We start from the raw sequence: 22,356 nt of genomic DNA, 5'->3' as shown, positions 1-22,356 counted from the left end.
AACACGTCCAGACGGCTTCCCCTGGTCGCCGGAGGCACCTAAACGTCTTCCGCCACCCCTCCAAATGCCAAATAAGCCGACAAAACACACATTTTCCCGGATTTTTTGCAACTTTTTCTAATTTTTGTTAACAAATCACCAAAAGAAGAATTATTTTTTGGCAGTTAAAGTTTTAAATCAAAGAGGAATACTATGAAGATGAAGAATCTCATGCTGGCAACTATGCTTGCCTCCGCAATGACTTTCGCAGCAGAAGCAGCCGCTCCCGCAGCTGCACCTGCCGCAGCTCCCGCACCTGCCGCCGCACCGGCTGCTGAAGCTCCCAAGGCTGAAGCTGCTGCTCCGGCTCCTGCCGCTGCTCCGGCTGAAGCTGCCGCTCCCGCAGCCGCCGAAGCTCCGAAGGCTGAAGCCGCACCGGCTGCCGAAGCCGCTCCCGCTGCAGAAGCTGCACCGGTCGCTGAAGCACCCGCTGCCGTAGCTGCTGATTCCGCTGCCGCTCCTGCCGAAGCCGCACCGGCCGCTGAAGCCGCTGCTGCTCCTGCCGACTCCGCCGCCGCTCCTGCTGAAGCAGCAGCCGCCGAAGCCGCTCCCGCCGACACTGCCAAGGCAGAAGTTCTGGAAGCCAAGGCTGAAGATGCACCGGTAGACAGCGCTGCTCTCGCAAAGGCTGAAGAAGAAAAGAAGGCAGCCGAAGCTCAGGCTAAGGCAGAAGCCGAAGAACGCGCCAAGATGGAAAACGAATCCATGGGCGCAGCAAAGACCTCCGTCATGGAAAACCCGTGGGAATTCCTGATCGTGTCTGCAGCATTCGTTGCTTCCGTGCTCCTGATTATCTTCACCGGCAAGGACTAATAAAGAGACAAAGGAGGGCTAACGCCCCCCTTGAAATCGCCCCTGCAAAAGAGCCCGCACAGCGGGCTTTTTTGCTTTTTCAGGACCGCTCGTGTAAATCGTTCGGTTGAAGAAGCCTCCAGTAACACTCGCTCTCAAACAAAGCCCCGCTTCAAAGCGGGGTTTTGTTTTTTAGGACCGTTCGTGTAATTCTTCGGAGAATTTCCCTCCAGTAACATTCGCTTTCATAAGAAAGGACTCTGGCCAAAGGCAGGAGTCTTTTTCGTAAAAAAAAAGAAGACCCGGTTCCAATGGAACCGGGCCCTCTAAACAACATTGCGCTACTTCGGCTTCAACGACTACTGAGCGTTTACCACACAAACCAACTGAGCCGTCGAAGAAACGGAGTACTTCTTGCCAGCAGCGCATCCTGCGGGAGAGAAGTAAGCGAAGTTAGTCAATTCCTCATCGTCCCAGGTTACGGTTGTACTCATGTAGTCACCGCTATTTCTGGGTTTGCAGCCAACGGTGCATCCGGACTTGGCGCCAGCAGGAATCTGGATTGTCAACGGAGTACTTGCCGGAATCATAGCATCTTCTTCAACGTTGACCAAGCCATCCTTGTATTCGAAATCGGAGCTATTGATGTTGCCAAGACCAAGAACCATATCCACAGACTCTGGATCCAAAACGGTAACACCCTGACAAGTGTAAGTCTGCGTGGTCTTGTCGTCATTGGTAACGGCAACCACAACAGAAACGCTCTTCTTATGCATTTCTGAAGTTGCAAGCATCGTGGCGGAAGTACTTGCGCCGCTAACTTCACCATCGGCAGAAGTCCAGGCGTAACCGGTAATGGCAGCCTCGGATTCAGCATCTACAGTCCAAGTAATGGTTTCTCCAGCCTTGGCAGTTTCTTTGTCTGCCTTACAGGAATTGACGACAACGGGAATTCCCTGAACCTGAAGAGGTTCACAAGCCACTTCGGTTCCATCAACGTTCAGAACAGCAGTGTAAGTGCCCGGTTCCTCGTAGGTCACGTTGACGGAATTCATTCCGTTGCCCTTGAGGGTCTTGCCCGTTTCAATGAAGTTCCAGACATAGGGTGCCATAATTGCATCAAATACGTCGCCGGATTCGCGGAAGAATTCCCATGTGGCCATGCCACCCTTTTCAATAATGGGATTCTTGGGACCACAGGCGCCATTGACAATCATGGAAGGCTCGTTGAGCTGTTCCTCGGACGTGACCGTCTCCACCTTCTTGGAAGAAGATGATGCCGGCTTGACCACCGTAGAGGAAGAACTGACCTGTGCAATTTCACCAGGTTCCGAACTGGATCCAGGAGTCACGGGAGCGTTTTCTACAGAGGAAGAACTTTCCAGAGGAACCACATAATCAGAAGGATTATCTTCGGCACTGGTCGAGTCGCCACAAGCGCTAAGACCGAAAGCAAGTCCGGCTACGCCAACACAGGCAACACCCAGTCCTTTAATCCCGAATCTATTTTTGCTCATACGAGCAGCAATTGTATTTTTTCCAAACACTTTCATGGAACGGAATATATAAAAAAAAGCCCATTTAGTCTGCACTTTTTTGCTTACCAAGTAAACCGGCTTTAATAAAATGACTATTTTCTGAATCGTGTGTATGGGATTATCTAAAAAAGGAGGCTTTGTGCCGTTTTTTGCTGTACCTTTTTTGTTTTTAGCAACTGCCTTGTTCGCTGTTGAACAGGAGCAGCCCACTCCTTATGACCTGATTAGGCCTATTTGGCCCATGACCTGGGACACCGCAGCCACCGATGACGGCGGTACCGTAGAAAGCTTCAGCAGCTTCATTCCCAACAAAAAGAAGCATAACGTTCTTCCCAAAATCAAGCAGCCGGCGGACTTCGCCCCAAACGGCATCATCCCTGATACCCTGAACCAGGCTTTCCGTGATGCTCAGAACCTGCGCATCGGCCGAATTCGTATCAACCAGGCCGGCTACCTGCCCGAGGATACCGAAAAGCAGTTCTACTACGTATCTGCCGGAAAGTGCGAAGAAACCTATACCGTCGTGGACCTTAACGGCAACGAAGTCGCTGGCCCTGGCAAGTTTACCTCCACTGGCAAGGGAACCACCTCCTCCTGGACAATCATCGCAGGCACCGATGCAGCCCAGAATGACAAGGAACGCTACAAGGCCTCCACTACAGGCCCCGAAGGTACTATTTGCGTAGGTAAACTGGCCGACATTGGTGGACTCGCTCCCGATACCCGATACCGTGTAAAGGTTCTAAAGCAGTACTCCTCTACCTTTATTATTAGTGACAAGGTCTACTCCATGGTGCGCGACGCCACCTTGAAGTTCTACGGCATCAACCGAAGCGGAAACTCCGAATCATGGTTCCATAAGCCCAGCCACGTTAAAGATGGTGCTGGTTCCTTTGTAACCGGAACAGATGCTGTTGCAGGCTTTACCAGCCAGGAGGGCGCATTGCAGGGCGGTTGGTACGACTGCGGTGACCATCTTAAGGAATCCCAGACTCAGGCCTACGCCTTTATGGTCCTTGCGGTTATGGCAGCAAGTAACCCGGACCGTGACGAAGACCATTACGCCTACAACATGGGCGAAACCGTAAATACAGACGGTGTTCCCGACATTCTTCGTGAAGCAAAGCACGGTGCAGACTTCTTCATGAGAGCCTACCGTTTTGCAGATGGAATCATCGACAACATGGCTGTTTCCGTAGGTAACTTTGGTGCAGACCATGGTTGGTGGGGCCGTCCGGAAAATCAGGACGCACTTCCCACAACCTTGACCGGTCGCGGCGGCCCTCACGAACGCGATATCCGTCTTGGCGAACTCGGTTCCAATATTTCCGGCCAGATTGCCGCAGGTCTTGCTATCCTGAGTAAGGACTACGCCACCTACGACAAGGCTTTTGCTGATAGCTGCTTGATCGTAGCAGAGAAGATGTACGACTTCGCCAAGAACCTGAAACTCAAGGAAAAGAGCCTTGGACCGGGAACATACGATGGCGGCAAGCCCTATAAGTACAATACTATCGCTGACGGCTGGTCCAGCCCCGCATACAACGGCAACAACGAATCCCATGATGACCTAGCCATTGCAGCAATCGCCCTCCATTACGCCACTTATGAAAAGACCGGCAAGATGGACTACCTGAACGACGCCGTAGAAGACAAGACTATTGGCGTTCAGCAGGAAAGCACTACAGGCTTCTTTAACGGCGGTTGGATGGCATGGAACCGTGACGGCATGCGCAAGTCCAGCAAGAACACCAGCTGGGCAAACGCCTACACCTACACTTTGTACGGTTTCTACAAGATGCTTCTGAAGGATACCGAAACCGGCATGAAGTTCGGTATCGACGACAAGACCCGTCTGAAGTATGCTGAAAACGTAGCCTTGACCCTGGCAACCAACGTCAGCTATCTGAGCAAGACCGGCGCCAACAGCATTACCATTCCGACCCTGAACGGTCCGACCCCCCTGTCTTTCGGTGACCTGTGGTACGACATGCAGACCGACCAGACCTGGATTTACAACCGTTACCAGGCCGGTAACATCTTTGAAGTTCTCGCCTACTCCGACGTAACCAAGGACCTGGAAGGCAAGTCCCTTCCCCAGAAGGGTGTCCAGCAGTGGCACTCTGCAGAAATGAAGCAGCTCGGCATCAACCAGTTGAACTACATGCTAGGCGTAAACCCCTGGGATGTATCCTTCCTGCTGGGTGTGGGCGACAAAAACGATGCTCATCCCCATCACCGTGCAAGTAACCCCGAAGGCAAGAACATGCCTGGTGCAGGCTACAAGTACAACCCGCCTACTGGCGCCCTGTTCGGTGGCGTAACCCCCGATGAATTCAACGTATGGAAGCCCAGTTCCCTCAGCTGGGAAGACTACCACCTTTCCGAAACCTGTATCGACGCAACCGCCATGTTCGTGGCTTCCAGCGCCGTGGCAGTCCGCGAAGAAGACCGAAGCCGCGCTCCCGAAAAAGTAGACGTAGAAATCCGTTATGTGGGTTACGATTCCGCCATCGTCAAGATTACCCAGGACCTCCGTGGCCCGGCCATGATCCTTTACAGCACTAGCGAAACCGGCCCCTTCAATATTCCCGCCAAGGACACCGTAAATGGCGTTAGCCACGAAATCCACCTGACCGGCCTCGAAAACGGAACCACCTACTACTTCAAGGTTATTGCAATCAACATCCGCAGCGAAGCCTACACAACCAGATGGCTTGTGGATAGCACCAATACTCCGTACTCCTTTACCACTCTCGTAAGCCCCCCGGGCGATGCAGATATCCAGAACGTGAAGGTCTGTAACCTGAGTGCCGACTCCGCTGAAATCATGTGGTACACCCCCAACGGACAGTACGAATCCAAGGTCTACTGGGATACCACACTGGTTTCCTACGACCAGATGACCTGCCCCGTTTCTGCAACAGGTTCTTGCGACATTGTCGGCAACGCAGATGTATCTGGAATCCCCACCAGCTTCCACTATGTTAAGATTGGTAAGCTGCAGGAAAAGACCACCTATTATTATTGCGTAGAAAGTAACGGTTCTGTCCGCTGTAAGGACGACAAAGGCCAGCCCCTTAAGTTTACCACACCGGTCACCCGCTACAACTTCGACGTCAGCGTTTATCAGTACGAATTCGGCGGAATGGACTTCCTGAACCTGAACATCGTGAACAACGAAGACAGACAATTCGACAACCTGGAACTTCGCTTCTACGTGACAGCCCGCCCCGATGAAATTGAAGCTGTTCCTGGCGTAAACAACCAGCCTGGCTCTTGCCCCTTGCTGGTAGACTCCGATATTTGCCAGGCTTATGACGAAGCAGGCTTTAACAAGCCCTGCGTCAACGGCAATGGCGAAAACGTCGACGACTCCCTCCGTTACTACCTGCGTCACGCTGTTCCTGTAAAACTGGAAGACACGTACAATGCAGGCACCGGCGAATACGACTGGTACATTCCTATTCCTCTTGGCGGAACCATGATCAAGTCCTCCTCCCGTATGCGTGTGGACATTGGTTTCTCCAGCGGTATCTATCAGAACAACATGTGCGAAACCCTCCGTACTCCGGGCAAGAAGCGTTTCCAGACAGAAGGCCTTTCCAAGGACTGGAGCTGGGCCGCACATACCCGCGAAAAGGATGGAGCCGACTACGATGGCGTTCCTGGCTGGGATAAGGACCAGGGCGATATGGAACAGGCTCCCAAGAACCCGTACATCGTAATCTATCGTAAGGGAGAATTCATTTCTGGTTTCAGTCCCTCTTACCAGGAAATGATTACCAAGCGAGCCAACTACGAAATCACCGCCGCATTTGACGCTCCGTTCAATGTATCCAACGGATCCTACGTTGAAATTGACTCTTCCATCAGCACCATGCATCTGAGAGGCAACGCCTTCATTACCGAAAGCGGCTATGTTACCGCAATCTGGGTAAACGGTGTGGCCTTGACCGATGACCAGCTAAAGTCCGCAGCAATCTACGACGAGGCAACCGGCCGCTACACCTTGGACATTCCGGCCAAGATGAAGATCGGCACCAACAAGGTTGACGTGACCATCTTTGCAGGCCCCAACCCCGAATGCTCTGAATGCCAGGAAAACGGTGGTTGCGCCTTCGTTAACCGCACCTACTTCGTCCAGTTCAGCAAGGGCGACCGCACAGCTAGCGCACTGCAGCTTCTGAACAAGGATGGAAGTTCCGTTACCTCCCCTGCAGCAACCGACGGTTCCCTGCAGTTTACCATCCAGCTGAAGGACAAGGACAACCGCGGCAACAGCACCGTAAGTGCCTGGGTATTCAACTCTCGTACAGGTGATTCTGTTGAAGTGACCTTGAAGCGAACCAATGAAGAACTGGGTTACTTCTCCAGCGATCTCATCACGGCCATCGCCAAGGACGGAAAGCTTCCCAACTTGTCATTCTTCGGTGGCGACACCATCATGGTGAAGTATGTTGACGCAGAAGATGAAGAAGACAGAGACTCCGTCTGGTTCTACGCAAAGCCCACCAAGCCGATTCCGCAAACAGCAATCATCGCAAACGATGAATGCACCTCCACCGGAACCACCTTGGACATCGTATTCAGCGGAAGCCTGTTTAACGGTTCCTCCATTGTTCTGGACAGCGTCAAGATCGATCTGGATTCCGCATCCCTCGCTGGCGCGACTTCTGTAACCTTGGTTCCTGAAACAGTGGTAACCGGAGCAGAGGTCAAGTTCAACGTTCCTGATTCCATAGTGACTTCCGCAAATCCCAAGGGCACTGTAACCATTTATGTTCGCGAAAATGGTGTAGCCAGCACTTCTACGGTTTCCGTTACTGACGGAATCCTTCCGAAGCTGAGTTCCTTCGCCATTCTTGAAAACGAAAATCATGCAATGCCTCAGGACACGTTGAAGATTGTCTTCTCCGAACCGGTCAACCTTGCCTCCAAGGATGTCTGGCCCTTCACCATCTACGATGGCACTGCAGAAATTCCGCAAACTTCCATCAAGGTCGTTTCTGCAACCACCAACGACAACGGCAAGAGCTGGCAGTACGTCATTGAAGGTAATAACGAAGGAGCATTCATCAAGCAGGACTTCCTGGCAGAAGTTATGTCCAACTTCAAGATTTACGACATGACTTCCAATCCGCTCTCATCCAAGTGCGGGCCGGTGAAGGTCATTGAAATGGTCCGACCGGTTCCCGTGCAGTACGCAAGAATGTCCGACTTTACCGGTGACGGTCAGCCCGACGAAGTCTATGTGGAATTCATCCGTAAGCTCCGCCCCAAAGACACTCCCGACACCATTGATGTTTACTGGGGCAACCCCACTGTGCTGAAGTCTTTCGCAATGCCGGAAGGCGGTTGGAATCTCGAAAGTATCGCCTTCGACACCTTGCAGGTCGTACAGACCGCCCTGGATTCTGCAAACGGTACTTGGATCAAGGGTCAGGCCGTTACACGTTGTGAAACCAAGATCGAGAACGTTTGCGAAATAAAGCGCGACACAATTCCCTATACAGACGAAGAAACCGGTCTGGTGATGGATTCCATTAAGGAAACACAGTCTTGCTACGACAAGGAAGTTGTAGACAAGACGAACTGCACCACCAGACAGGACTCCACATTCATCCCGAAGGTGGATACAGTCGGCGTTACAGACTCTATCGTCTATCACGACGTAATCCGAATCGCCATTCCTGAAGGCGTCTTCAAGAACAAGACCAGCGGCAACGAAGGTAAAGATAAGCTTGGTTCCTACGGTCTCGTCCAGGCTCGACAGGGCCCCATTGACGGAGGCTTCAGCGATAGTAAGTATCCGCTCCGCGACGACTGCCCGCCGGTTATCGTAAGTGCTTCTTGGCAGGGCTTCGAAATGGGCAACGACAAGCAGCTTGACTACCTGACCGTGGTTATGTCTGAACCGCTAGATTCCATGGCTACGCACCCCTACCAGTTGGAACGTCGCCGCGAAGGTGTCCAGGGAACTTACTACAGCACTCTGGCAAACCCCGAGCTGAAGGTCAACCACGCTCCGTTAAGTTCTACAACATTCAGATTCAGCTATGACCACGAAGCCCTGGAAGCATTCTGGCTGTCCGACTCCGTACGACTGGTTCCTGATGCCGCCTCCAGCTTCTATCTGGACGAAGCAGGCCTCTATCCTGGCGCAGAAACTCCTTGGGTTCCTGTAACAGGCAAGATCAAGAAGGTTAAGTTCAAGATCGAGGCATTGGATCCGCTCACTACGGTAAACCGCGAAAATGCCTACGGTGGCGACCTCCTTGCCCCCGATGAACAGTTCCGTCTGAGTCTCCAGAACAAGAACGACGAAACCCAGGTCATCGCTGCAGGTGCAAGCCGTCTGGTCGATGTAGCCAAGGCTCCTATCGCCAATTACCTGTATGCAGGTCCTGTGTTCAAGATCGACATTACCTTGCCGGATGTTCTGGAAAAGACTGAACTGGGTGAAGACAAGCGTCACTACTTCATTACCATGGAGCTAGACCTGTTCACCAACCTCGGTACCTACGTGAACAACACCAGCTACAAGTTTGACCTTGACAGAGTTAAGGAATACATCTCCGGAAGCAGCACCTTGACTCTGTACCTGGAATGGACCGCTCCGCAAGATTACCCTGTCAGCGCAGACGGAAAGAAGATTGGTACAGGGCCCTACATCGCCAAGTTCAACATGAAGGCTAGGGGCGTGTACGCTGCAGAAAAGTCCGACAAGGGTGACGACACTCGCGACATCAAGGGCAATGACACCTTTACCCGAACCTTCGGCTTCAGGAGGAACAAACGCTAGATGCGTCATCGTTAGACATTTAGCTCGCAAAAGAATGTGGTCCTAAGGTTCACATTCTTTTGTGTTTTTTGATGGATGGGATTTGAGTTCATTTTTTACAAGAAAAGCGTGATGAAAATGATCAAGACAATTTTCCTTTTAGGTCTTTCATTGGTTGCAACAATCTCTGCCGCGACCATATATGACTTACCAAACATTGACCGAACCTGCCACGACTGCGATAGACGTTACCTTGACTCTATTAACGTCTATGCCCGTAGAAATATCCGCGTAAACCAGGTCGGTTTCCGTCCTCAAGACCAGAAATATGCCTACGTGGCAGACATACCAGCAGGAACCGCATTTTCTGTCATTGATGTAAGCACAGGAAAAGAAGCTTACAGTGGCACCACGGAAGCCCTCATGGAAAACGTCACAAAGCCAAATGTTTGGGTCAACGGCGTTTTCAAATCCATCGGAACCAAGCTGTATATGTTTGGCGATTCCACCGCCTCCACCAAAACAGAAAATTTGACAAAAGCCACATTCTCGTCCCTCACATCTCAAGGCGAGTACTACGTAAAAATTGGAGCTGATACATCCGCCCACTTTAATATTGATCCAGGAGTATTTAACGCCATTTTCGAAACCGCCCTGAAGTTCCTCGGCGCGCAAAGATGCGGTAATACGAACTCTTGGTTTCATGCCGCATGCCATTTGCAGGACGGTTCCGAGGTAGGCCACGACTTGACAGGCGGATGGCATGACTGCGGAGACCACTTTAAGGTTTCCGAAACCATGACCTACACGGCCTATGGACTTATTACCACATACTTGGTTCATCCCGATAGAGCCGAGGACCGTTTCGGCAATTCCTACAATGACACCGTATTCACCGACGGTATTCCGGACATTTTGTACGAAGCCAAGATTGGTGCAGACTTTTTCTTCAAACTTTATAAAGCCTCCAAGGCCGACGGTCTAATTGAAAAGCACGACATGTACCACTCTGTTGGCATAGGCTCAGAAGACCATCAATTCTGGGACAAGCCCGAAAAACAAGATGCCCAGCCCTTCAGCAAAGGAGGACCGGATCGTCACGTAGCAAAAGGCGTTGGAACCTCTTCTGGTATGATCGCCGCAGTTCTCGCTTATTTTTCTGTAGGTTGGGAACCCTACGATCCTGTTTACGCAGATTCCTTGCGCAATGCCGCAATAGACATCTATGCCAATGTTGTCAAATACAATACAAAAAGTATTTCTAAAGGAACTCAGTATGTTAGAACAGATGAACTGAAAGGATTCTACCCAGGAGGATCTTCCGAAGCGAACTGGATGGACGATGCCGCGGCAGGCGCCCTGGCTCTTTGGTACGCAACCAAGGACACAATCTATCAGTACGATCTGTATAAGAATGAAGACATCAACGAAAATTCCACAAACTACATGTACAACAATGAGCCAGACGACGCTGGTCCATATTTCAAGGGCGGTATTCTTGGACACCTCAGTGGATTCTCACCCGGTGGCTGGATGCTGGACTTCGAGAATGTTCACTCACTAGTTCTCTACTCCTTTGCCCGTCTAATCCTAGAAGACAAGGAGACCGCAGCAAAGTATAACGTAGGCGAACTTGAACGTGATACTTTATTCCAAAGAACTGTGAATCTTTTGCGCCGCTTGACCGATGACGGAACCCAGGGGGACCTCTTAGTCCATAAGAACCGTTTCGGCAACGTGACTGCAGTTCGTCCCTATAATCTGGTATGGACTTCCAGCGACTGGGGATTCAACCGATATAACATGGGAGCCATCAACCAGTTCTTCATGCTCTCTGAATTGACTCAGGGAGAAGAAAAACAGGCATACCTCAACATCGCATTGGACAACATCTACTACAACCTTGGCGCCAACCCCTGGGACGTTTCCTTCATTATGGGCGTTGGAGACAAAAACCTGAATCACCCTCATAACCGAGCATCCAATCCCGATGGTTACAACGCCGGTGGCGTTCCCTATCAATACCGTTGCCCCCTGGGCGCACTTATGGGCGGAGCATCTCCCGAAAAGACGCTTAAGGACGACTGGGAGGACTATACCGTTACAGAAACCTGTGCGGACTTCACCACAACCCTTTTCATGCCCATGCTGATTTTCTCCAACTCCCTGCCCGTAGACAAGGAAGGACCGATATTCAGTAACATTGCAGGAACACCTATTAGTGATACTGAAGCCATTATAAGCTGGGATGCCAACGAAGTGGCTCTTGTAACAGTTTTCTATAACACAACGCCCGATGTTGCAGGCGCAAAATCGGTCCAGCAGGGAACAGCAAGTAAAGGCGGCTCCTTGACAATTGACGGTCTTGTCACAGGAGAAACATACTACTTCTTCCTGGAAGGCATGGACACCAAACGTAACCTGTCTACCGACGACAACCATGGCATGTGGTATAAATTCACAATGAACCCGGCCTCCACAACAATCAGCGGAGTTACTATCTGCCAGGTGGACCATCGCAGCGCCAAGATTTACTGGTGGAGCGACAAACGCATGAACGGCATTGTCAACTATGGCACATCGACTTCAAATCTAAATGAAGCTCAGGCAGCAGAAGGCGGAGCCGTGCTGTTCCACGAAGCGACTTTGACCAATCTCAAGGCAGGAACTACCTACTACTTCTCCGTTTCTTCCGGATCCACTACCGACGAAAATGGCGGGAAATACTACACATTCCAGACAGAAAGCGAAGCGAGCTACGCTGACATCGATATTTTTGTGAAACCCAGTTCTTACCAGAGTGACGCAGAGTGCTCCAACTGGGAAGATTGCCACCAGTTGATGTTCTATCTGGTTAACAACGACACTATGCCTTTCCATGACTTTGAAGTTCGCGTTTACCTCGGAGACAACCCCAACTTCGCCACAGTGCCCTGGAGCAATTCTATAATGAACCAGAACTGGGGTGGCGATGGTCTGATGACCAACATTAAAAGTTACAGCTTTGGCAGTCCCACTCTAGAAGGTGACCAATACTATCTCCCCATCAACATCAAGGACACCCTCCAAGTTTCCGGACAGATGGTTGTTACAGCCTTGTTTGAAAAGGGAAAAGGTTCTTTCAAGGACTTCAAGAACAGCTGGTCCATGGCACCTCATATGGCTGCCACAGACCCTGAAAAATTCAACGGAATCCCTCTGGAAAAAGGCCCCGTTTACCGCGGTTCTGAAACGGAGCAGTTGGAAGACCCCGATAAAGATGGAATCGGCGACATAGCAATAACTAGAGACCCCTACATCACGGTCTACTACCATGGCAAGCACATCTACGGCTATGGTCCAACTTATACTCCAGAAAACGGTCCTTTGACAATCAAGACTGTTGACTTGAACTTTACCAGCCCCTTTGTCACGCCCCACTATTCTGTAGAAAAAGTCGATTCAGCAACGACTTATGCAGGCTCAAGCAAGGTCTCTCCCACAGGCATCTTGGATGAATTCGAAATGAACGGGATGTCAATGTTTGCTGTCACAAACTACGTTCCCAGCAATCGAAAAGATTCCCTTGAATTCAAGTACAGTACTATTTCCAGCTACGGCAACAACTATACAGAATGGGTCAGCTGGCATAACCGTGCAGCCAATCTCAACGGCAGCTATGACTGTGCCTGCGCCGTTGTTCGCAGCAATGTGGAAATCGACTCTATCACCATCCCGCCTGAACAGAGATACCTGGAATTTTTAACCGACACAATCCTTACCTACACAGGAAAGATCGCAGAAGTTAGGGTTCGCCTACTGGACAGCAATAAGGTTCCCTTGGCTGAGGATATAAGTATATTGGTTTCCTCCGCAACGGGTTTTGCCACCTTCTACACATCCAGTGAAGCCACCCACCCTGTGGAACGAATTGACCTCATCAAGGGCGAGGCTGTATTCTATCTCAAGTCAGACACACCTACAGAAACCATTCTAAAGGCAATGGGCAATACAACCGCAACAGTTGCCTATACCCCGGCAACCGCGGTATTGATTATCAAGGAAATTCCGCCTTGGCCCATTATTGATGACGCCAAGATGATCGATAGTGATTGTGACAACATTCCTGACGCAATCCATATAACCTTGACCAACGAATACCAGCCAGGTCAATCCTTCACATCAGTTTCCTTTGAATACGAAGGAAAAGTCTACGAGACAACAAAGGTTAACAGTCTGGAAGGCAGAGATCTTGTTGTTGGCATCAACATTCCTGGAGCAACAATCAACACAAGCCCCTACGGAAAGATTACACTAAATTCCACAACTGAAAGTGGAATCCAGTCTCATGACTACTTCTACAAGGACGGAATGGCACCTATTCTGTTGTCTATTTCCGTATTGGAACTTCTGGACACAGCAACTACCGACCGAGTCTATATGCAATTCAGTGAACCAGTAGCAGTTCCCAGCGCAGAATGGCCTTTAAGTCTTTTTGCAAGCGACAAGACAACACCTGGCGCGACCCCCACAGTAATTTCGTCTCAGATTTACAACGACTCTCTCAACATTTGGGAATTTGAAATTGCTTTTGCAGCGGACGGTTCTTCCATCGTAACAGAAGGAATGTTCGCCAGGTTGCTGAGCAGCGCCGGCATCAAGGACAAGAACGGAAACGGAATCTCCAGTTGCGAGCCTCCCCTGCTGCCCATTACCCTCAAGCTGATCCCTGTTCCTATGATTTATGCAGCCATTTCTGACGCCAATGAAGATGGCCTTGCAGAACACGTAGACATAGAATTCGAACGTGAAGTTGACGAACGTCATGTTCCTAACAACGTCTCCGTCATATTTGGTAGAACAGAGCCCGAAACCCTGTGGGTAGCAGGAACTGATCTTTCCTTCAGCGCCTCTAGAACCGAAGCAACTCTTGATTTCATGCAGCCTTTTAAGCTTGGCAACACCAGTGGCACATACAGCGGATCCTCCCGTGGCATGGCTATTGAAAATGCAGGTCTTGTCGTGCAGCATCTAGGTGAGGGAGCGTCCTATGAATCCAGCGACGTCCTTGGTGAAGACAAGGCCGGCCCTGTATTTGTTGTAGCCTCCATCAACAACACCTCTGGAGACATGGGAATACTCAAGGTTGAAATCAGTGAACCTGTCAACGTGGTAGATTCCAGCCGAATCTATTATCGTCAAAAAATGGACAATGTCGACACAATCATCTACATGCATGATGTCTACAAGATGAGCTTTATGGCAGGAAAGTCCACCCTGGCCGTCACATTTGATGCAACAAGCGACCTGGCTCCTTCCGAAGGTGGTTTTGTCAGAATGCAACCTAAGGAATTCAGTGCCCTTGTGGACCAGAGTGGCAATATGCCCGCGATTAACAACCCCTGGATTCCTATCGGAAGCAGCGGCGATGTAAAGGTCAAGTTCAAGGTCAAGCTGGTCAACGAAGATAAGGTCGGCACATCCGGAGGTCCTAACAGGTCTCAGGTTGCCAGCAGCGAAAACGTTAGACTCTACATACAGAATCCCAATACCAAGAAGCTGGACCTGGTCATTGGCGGTCAAGTTGTAGCACAGGGCATTGATTCCACCATGATGAACGGAACTATTTGGAGGATTGAACTAAACGTTCCCCGTGGTGGCGCGTCCAGCGAAGACGCCGCTTGGGAAAGTCTCAAGTTTAAGTACAACATTCCCATTTACTCCAACTTGGGAAGCTACGTAAACCGTTCTGCAGGATCCTTCATTGTCACCCCGCAGCAGTACCTGTCTTCTGCAAGCAAGGTAGTCTTCTTTGTAGAATGGGCAAATATGGATGGAACCGGACTCCAGGCGGAAAACGGCAGGGCCATAGCCACTGGAGCCTACGTCTACAAGGCCCAACTCGAAGCAAAGTTTACACCTAACTTGAACAAGGATATTGAAACGGCAAAACGATTCTCATCCGCAACATCCTACGACAAAACAGAAGTATTTGGAGTAAGACGAATAAAATAACATGTCTGAAAGCCTGTATTCAAATTCCCCCTATCTGTTGATACTATCAATCCTCGGATTGATAGTCGCTTGCATTTTCCCGCTTATGCTGGAAAGCAAGATGACCATTCAAAAAACGCCCAGTAGTTTAAAAAAACTCGTTGCGATAAACATCGTATGGAATCTTTGCAGCATCATCGGCATTTTATTTTTTAATGGGACAACCGAATACGGGACAAGTAATTTCTATTTCCGTCAATTGCTTTTTGCAATCCAGGCTTTTGTGTGGATCCAGGTTGGATTTGTCGCTTACCAAATCGGGGAACTAATCGTATTCAAAAAGCGAGACAAGATCAGGACTCTGTCCATCGCCCTTGGCTCCTTTTGCATCATTGCGTTTTCAGTTATTCTCTGCGTAGACCCAACCCTAATCACCAACATTGAAATACTTAACCATCATCCCTTTGCCGATCATCCGATATTCGGAACATTTGCAATCATCTACGCCCTATTTGTATTACCAGTCCTAGTCTCCGCCATCTATTTCTTGCTAAGAAATGCATTACATGCCATAGACCAGTCCTTGTCCCAGACAGAGAACTACATGGCAGGCACCTACGGATTTTTCGTCATTACCGCATTCGCCTTTGATATAGTCATTCCCATTGCCTCCGGTTTCAAGGCCTGGACCGGTTCATTCCATTTCCTTATTTGGCATCAGCTGATGACGGTCATGCTGACCATTATCTGTGGGCAATACTACACTTCCTCCACCTACAAGAATAGAAGCGCCCTTTGGTTCTTGAGAAAGCTTAACAGCAAGATGGAAGACGGCATTTTCTACTTCGATAATGACGGAAAGATTGAATACGCAAACCAGGGTGCCGTAAAGCTTTTAGGTTACAGTTCCGCCGAATCCATTCTAGGCAAGTCCATTCGTACAATATTCCCACCAAACCTGGATATTTTCAGAGAACTAGTCTACAACGACATTCCCGTCGATATTAATGGAGAAACTCACACCTTGAAAATCCACTTTTTCAAGGCTCGCCAGACCCTAACGACGGTGATGAACATTGCCTACTTCTCGGATATTTCCAAGACCCAGCTACTGCAACAAAACATCAAGACCTTGAACGAGCAATACGTGGAATATACCCACGATCTCGTTCGGTACCAAAACCGTTTGGAACGAGAAGCCAATTTCAAAGTTGAAAGAGAAAATCTACTGAACACCTTGATCAACAATCTTCCGTTCCGCGTCTGGTACAAGAACGAGCTTGGCGTCTATCAAAAACAAAATCAGCAAGATCTAGTTTTCCAGGGTTCCCTGGAAGGTTCCAAGGACGAGCCAGACCGAGTCAACGCATTGGAAAAGAACGCCCGAGAAAACGGCGAAGGTGGAGCATACACATCCTACATCGATCGAAACGGCATTGAAATTTCCAACGATGACGCAATCAAGCTTGCTAAAAATGGTGAGCCCGTCCAGATTTTCGAGAACATGTACATTCCCATTATCCAGGAACGTCCGCCTTATAAGACGCTATGCATCATGATCGACGTAACTGAGCAGCGTCGACTGGAACAGGAACGAAACATGCTCCGCGAGCAAAAGTTCATCCACTCCCGATTGGAAGAACTGGGAACCATGTGCGGAGCCTTCGCCCACGACTACAACAACATCCTTGGTTCTCAAATCGGGTTCTGCCAGCTTGCACAGGAAATGCTTCCCCAGGACAACCCGGCCTACATGTTCATCTCAGAAGCTTTGAAGGCAGCCCTTCGCGGCAAGACATCCTTGGAAGAACTTTTGAATGCAATTCGCGGCAACGCTCGCTCTGCGACCCCCGCAATCGTTTTCAGCCCTTACATGATTATCGAAGATGTGGTTAAAAAGATTGGCCTGACCATTCCGCCAAACATTACAATCCACAGCGAAGGTCTTGACCAAAGTTTGAAAATCCGCGGTATCGTAGCCTCCTTGGATCGCATCATCAGCAACCTAGCCAACAACGCTATTTTCGCAATGAAGGAAAATGGCGGACACCTGACCTTCGCCCTGCAAAAATGCGTCTTGGAAAGCCAGCTTGTAACGCCATACGCACCGCCAATTCCTGCAGGCGAATACGCCAAGATTGACATCATCGATACGGGTACCGGAATGGACTCTGGCACCCTGGAACGAATCTTTGCACCGTTCTTTACCACAAAAGCCCCTGGAGAAGGCCTTGGATTGGGCCTTTCCTCGGCACTTAGACTGCTAAATGACGGAAAAGCCTACTTTACTGTGCAGACTACAGTGGGCGAAGGCACTGCATTTAATCTATATTGGCCATTAGAAACAGAAACGAAGGAGGACTAATGTCCACAATCTTGATTATTGACGATGACGAACAGTTCAACCTGATGTTGAAATCCGCCCTCGAAATCAAGGGCTACACAGTGGAAACTGCAAGCAACGGTAAGGACGCCAAGGCCCTTTACCAGAATAAGCAGTACGATGTCATCATTACAGACATCATCATGCCGGATGTAGACGGATTCGAAGTCATCCTGGACCTTCGCCGCCAGAAGATGAGCGACCGAACCATCGCCGTAAGTGGTGGCGGACGTACTGCAGCCGAGGACTACCTGATTACTGCCCAGCACTTCGATGTTGCAGCAACCTTCAACAAGCCCGTTGACCTTCAGGCACTTCGTGCCAAGGTCGAAGAGATCATCAAGAGCCACGCTTAATGAATATCCTGATCGCAGATTCTGATCAGAAGTTCCTTAACGATATTCAGCGAACCTGGTCTGTACCAGATTCAAACTTGCTGACTTGTTCCGACGAAGTCAGTCTGATGCCGATTGTCAAGAACGACCCGATAGACCTTGCGTTTATCGAGGTTCCCTTCTTGATGCAAGACAACATGGACATGGTGAGCTACCTGAAGGAGCGCCATCCCGGCATCGAAATTTTTGTGCTCTGCGACGACCGCAACTGGCAGGGCGCAGCAAGCGCCATTACCCGAGGCGCCAACAGCTTCTTGAAAAAGCCTGTAACCATTTCCCTGTTGGAAACTACAGCGCAAAAAATCCAGGCCCAACTCCACAACAGGTCCAACAACCAGTTGATGGAATCCCAGGTGCTGGACAGCCTTTTGGGAAACACTCCCGAAATGCGAAAGATTCTTAAGACGGTTTACAAGATTGCGCCTACTAACAGTACCGTGCTGATTACAGGCGAATCCGGTTCCGGCAAGGAATTCCTGGCCAACGTAGTTCACCGCTACAGCAAACGAGCCAACGAGCCCTTTGTTGCAGTGAACTGTGGAGCCATTCCCGAGAACCTGGTGGAAAGCGAACTTTTCGGTAGCCGCAAGGGTGCCTACACAGGATCCACTACCGATAAGAAAGGCCTTTTTGAATCTGCAAACGGAGGAACATTGTTCTTGGATGAAGTTGGCGAACTTTCTGCCGCTACCCAAGTCAAGCTGCTTCGTTTCTTGCAGAGCCACGAAATCCGTCGTGTCGGCGAAACCGAAGCCCGCTACCTGGACGTCCGTGTTATTGCAGCAACCAACAGAAACCTTCAGGAACGAATGCTCAGCGGAAACTTCCGCGAAGACTTGTACTACCGTCTGAATACATTCCACCTGCAGCTTCCTCCCCTGCGTGAACGCAAGCCGGCGTTGCCCAACTTGATCAAGTACTTCATCCTAAAGAACAAGGAATCCCAGGGAAAGGAAATCCTGGACCTGGAGCCGGCAGCTCTTTACGCATTGACCAAGTATCACTATCCTGGCAACATCCGTGAACTGGAAAACATTCTGGAACACGCCATCGTTCTTGCCGAAAACGGAATCATCCGTCTTGAGGACCTCCCGGAAAACGTGCAGGAATGCGCCAAGGAAAAGACCATGGCCATTCCCCACATGAGCAGCCAGAGTTCAAATGAACCTGAAGCGGTTCCCCAGGACATGACTCGCGGCATCAGCTACGAAAGCAAGAAACCTGCAACCATAGCCCAGGCAGAACCGGCGGAGGATGCAGAAATCTTGACCTTGGAGGAGCTGGAACGCAGGCACATCTTAAGCGCCTTGTCCATGTTCAAGGGAAACAGAACCGAGGTCTGCAAAAAGCTCGGGATCAGTCGAGCCACCCTTTGGCGCAAGCTGAAGGAACTGAAAATCGAAATGGATGGGGATTCGGAAGGCTAGACTTCCACCAAAGTTGCCACCAGGCAAGAATCCTTGGTAGAGCCGCTTCCCACAAAATCAATATCCTGCCCGCGCTTCCAGACAGTGCGGGCATTCTTGTGTACAGAGGACACTGCGGCAAGGACGTCGCGGGCAAATCCATTCAGGTTAAACTCGCTGTAGTTGGAGCTAACCATAAAGAAACCGTTGGAATTCAAGACCGATGCGCATTCGGCAACCAAGGGCATCAAGTGTTCTCGGACGTTGAAGTTGAAACCCTTGAAGCGGGCAAAGCTTGGAGGATCCAACACAATGCCATCGAACTTCAAACCCTTCTTCTTGGCCCAAGCCACATACTCCACCGCGTTGCCTCGGAAGAATTCGCCAGGACGCAAGTCCAGACCGTTCAGGGCATAGTTTTCGCGGCCCTTGTCCAGAATCTTACCGCTGATGTCCGCATTTGTAGCAAGAGTAGCTCCGCCAAGACGGGCATGAACAGAGAAGGAACAGGTGTAGCTGAAAAGGTTCAAGAAACGACGGCCGCCACACTGCGGGCCAATCTCCAGACGGACAGACCGCATATCCAGGAAAAGCCCCGGATTGACGGTATCTAGCAAGTCAACATTGAACTTGGCAGGACCTTCACGGACAACGCCAATGGAATCCGCACTGGAGCCAAACACAACTTCCATAGGGGGATTCTCAAGGGATCTTCCAGAACGGGACAAACGTTCCTTCACTACAAGGCACTTGGGATCAAACAGTTCTCCTACTGCAGAAGATATCGCATCTTTCTTGGAGAGAAGTTCCGGGCCGAAATACTGAATCTGGAAACGATCGCCAAATCTATCCAGAGTAAGCCCGGGGAAACCATCGGCAGCGCCATTCACCACACGATACGCATCGGTCACTTCAAAAAGTGAACAGCGTTTTTCGTTAGCTTCCGTTAAGAGCTTCTTGAACACACTACTTGTCCAAGGTCTTGATCTGGTCTACGAATTCGTCCACTTCCTTGAATTCACGATAAATAGAGGCGAATCGGACATAGGACACAAGATCCAGTTTCTTAAGTTCCTGCATGACCAGATTACCGATCTGTTCATAGGTTACTTCGAAGTTCTCCGTCACAGTCAGGGCATTTTCAACATTGATTGCCAACTGTTCCATGTCGGATACAGAAACCGGACGTTTCTTGCAGGAGTTGATAACACCGCGCAAAAGCTTTTCGCGTTGGAACGGCTCATGCTCCCCGTTGCGCTTGATAACGGTCAAGGGCTGAAGTTCCACGTACTCGCGGGTTGAAAAACGACGACCGCACTCCACGCACTCGCGACGGCGCCTGATGTAGGAACCGATAGCGCGGCTATCGACTACCTTGTCGTTATCTTTCTTGCAAAACGGGCAAATCATGATTTTCAAAAAAAATATGAAGTACGAATTATGAATTATGAGATTTTTTCGCGCCGTAGGCGCCTTACTTACTCTTGTAATTCATAACTCATAATTCGTAATTAGCCATTAGCCTTCTTGAAGTCTTCGACGTTTGCCTTGTATTCAGCCAGGTAAGCCTTGGCTTCTGCAACCACGGCTTCCGGAGTGTAGCCGAATTCCTTTTCAAGGACGCCAGCCGGAGCGGAAGCACCGAAGCGTTCCAGACCGGAAACCTTACCGAAGCCACCCACAACCTGGGCGAACAAGAGCGGGAGGCCACTGGACTTTGCAAACACCGGAGTCCAAGGAGTGATAATGGAATCGCGGTATTCCTTGCTCTGGCTCTGGAAGAGGGCCGGGCTGATCATGGAGACCACGCGGACCTTGAGGCCTTCGGCGCGGAGAACTTCAGCAGCGTCGTGAGTCAAGAGAACGTCGGAACCGTTGGAGACGAAAGTGAGATCCGGACGAGCGGAACCGCAGTTGTCGCTTACAATGTAGGCACCCTTACGGCACTTGGCTGCTTCAGCCTTGCGGTCACCAGGGAGAGTCTTCACGTTCTGACGGGTAAGGATCAAGGTAGTGGGGCTATCGTTATTTTCGAAAGCCATTTCCCATGCGACGGTAGTTTCGAAGGCGTCAGCCGGACGGAGCACCAGCATTTCGGACTTGCCCTTGTTGGCGCCGTGAGTCTTCTTAAGACCTTCCAGAAGTCGAATCTGAGTTTCGTGTTCGATAGGTTCGTGAGTCGGGCCGTCTTCGCCAACGCGGAAGCTGTCGTGGGTGTACATGAACTTAACAGGCAGACCCATGAGGGCTGCCATACGGAGCACCGGCTTCATGAAGTCGCTGAACACGAAGAAGGTAGCACAAATCGGGTAGAGACCGCCGTGGAGAGCGATACCGCAGCAGATAGCACCCATAGTCAGTTCGGCAACGCCAACCTGGACGAAGCCGCCCTTGAAGTCGTTAGCGCGGAAGATGCCAGTCTTGTTGAGGAAGGCCTGGGTGTTGTCGGAGTTGGAAAGGTCAGCAGAGGAGCAGATGCAGTTCTTTACATTTTCTGCCAGGTGACCGAGAACGGTGCCGGAAGTCACGCGGGTTGCAACCCCTTCCTTCAGTTCCAGACCGGAAAGGTCGATCTTCGGAGCGTTGCCAGAGAGCCAATCCTTGAGGGTAGCAGCCTTTTCAGGATTTGCTGCGTCCCAGGCAGCCTTGGCCTTCTTCCAGGCTTCAACTTCCTTGCGGAGTTCGGCCTTGCGAGCTTCGAAAGCTTCTGCAACTTCCGGGAAAATCTTGAAGGGATCAGCCGGATCGCCACCGAGATTCTTGACGGTTGCGTCGGTAGAAGCGCCTGCTGCGTTCAGCGGCTGACCGTGAGTGGAGACAGCGCCTTCGAAGGACTTGCCGTCTTCGGCGATGGCGCCCTTAGCCATGGTGGTATGACCGATGACGATGGTAGGCTTTTCAGTTTCTGCCCATGCAGCCTTGAAGGCTTCACGGAGAGAGGCGATGTCAGAACCGTCAGCCACGTCGATAACACGGAAGCCCCATGCTTCATACTGCTTCTTGAAGTCGTGGCTCATCACGTCTTCGCAACGGCAGGACAGCTGGA

The 22,356-nt window shown here is 50.5% G+C and carries 10 protein-coding genes; 6 read left to right on the top strand and 4 right to left on the bottom strand.

Annotation, left to right across the window (positions count from 1 at the left end):
- Positions 1 to 192 precede the first annotated feature (192 nt).
- The gene (locus tag MJZ26_05750; protein ID MCQ2105277.1) at positions 193 to 852 is read left to right on the top strand and encodes a hypothetical protein; all 660 of its coding nucleotides are present in this window, start codon (positions 193 to 195) and stop codon (positions 850 to 852) included.
- A gap of 338 nt (positions 853 to 1,190) precedes the next feature.
- Here MJZ26_05750 and MJZ26_05745 read toward each other — a convergent pair whose 3' ends face one another.
- Positions 1,191 to 2,348: a hypothetical protein gene (locus MJZ26_05745; protein MCQ2105276.1), complete on the bottom strand. Its 1,158-nt coding sequence runs from the start codon at positions 2,346 to 2,348 to the stop codon at positions 1,191 to 1,193.
- 160 nt (positions 2,349 to 2,508) lie between these two features.
- On the opposite strand from MJZ26_05745, the gene MJZ26_05740 reads away from it, so the two are divergent.
- From MJZ26_05740 to MJZ26_05720, 5 genes are all read left to right on the top strand, one after another.
- On the top strand, positions 2,509 to 9,174 hold the full coding sequence (locus MJZ26_05740) for a glycoside hydrolase family 9 protein (protein ID MCQ2105275.1): 6,666 nt from the start codon (positions 2,509 to 2,511) through the stop codon (positions 9,172 to 9,174).
- Between the two features lie 117 nt (positions 9,175 to 9,291).
- Complete coding sequence (locus MJZ26_05735) at positions 9,292 to 15,147, top strand: glycoside hydrolase family 9 protein (GenBank protein ID MCQ2105274.1); 5,856 nt, start codon at positions 9,292 to 9,294, stop codon at positions 15,145 to 15,147.
- 100 nt (positions 15,148 to 15,247) lie between these two features.
- A complete protein-coding gene (locus MJZ26_05730; GenBank protein MCQ2105273.1) occupies positions 15,248 to 17,491 on the top strand; it encodes an ATP-binding protein in 2,244 nt (747 codons plus the stop codon).
- Positions 17,491 to 17,865, top strand: coding sequence for a response regulator (locus MJZ26_05725; protein MCQ2105272.1), 375 nt, complete (start codon positions 17,491 to 17,493; stop codon positions 17,863 to 17,865). The genes MJZ26_05730 and MJZ26_05725 overlap by 1 nt, the downstream gene beginning before the upstream one ends.
- Positions 17,865 to 19,331: a sigma-54 dependent transcriptional regulator gene (locus MJZ26_05720; protein ID MCQ2105271.1), complete on the top strand. Its 1,467-nt coding sequence runs from the start codon at positions 17,865 to 17,867 to the stop codon at positions 19,329 to 19,331. The genes MJZ26_05725 and MJZ26_05720 overlap by 1 nt, the downstream gene beginning before the upstream one ends.
- Here the strand turns inward: MJZ26_05720 and MJZ26_05715 are convergent.
- The 3 genes from MJZ26_05715 to MJZ26_05705 all read right to left on the bottom strand — a co-directional run.
- Positions 19,328 to 20,275 (bottom strand): class I SAM-dependent methyltransferase, encoded by a 948-nt coding sequence (locus MJZ26_05715; GenBank protein MCQ2105270.1) that lies wholly within the window; start codon positions 20,273 to 20,275, stop codon positions 19,328 to 19,330. The genes MJZ26_05720 and MJZ26_05715 overlap by 4 nt on opposite strands.
- 1 nt (position 20,276) lies before the next feature.
- Complete coding sequence (gene nrdR / locus MJZ26_05710) at positions 20,277 to 20,720, bottom strand: transcriptional regulator NrdR (GenBank protein ID MCQ2105269.1); 444 nt, start codon at positions 20,718 to 20,720, stop codon at positions 20,277 to 20,279.
- Between the two features lie 101 nt (positions 20,721 to 20,821).
- Positions 20,822 to 22,356: transketolase (locus tag MJZ26_05705; protein MCQ2105268.1), on the bottom strand; the 1,535-nt coding region annotated here is incomplete at its 5' end.

The sequence above is a fragment of the Fibrobacter sp. genome (assembly GCA_024398965.1).
Taxonomy (GTDB): domain Bacteria; phylum Fibrobacterota; class Fibrobacteria; order Fibrobacterales; family Fibrobacteraceae; genus Fibrobacter.
Note: the sequence above shows the minus strand (reverse complement) of the source record. Positions and strands in the feature narration are given on the sequence as shown.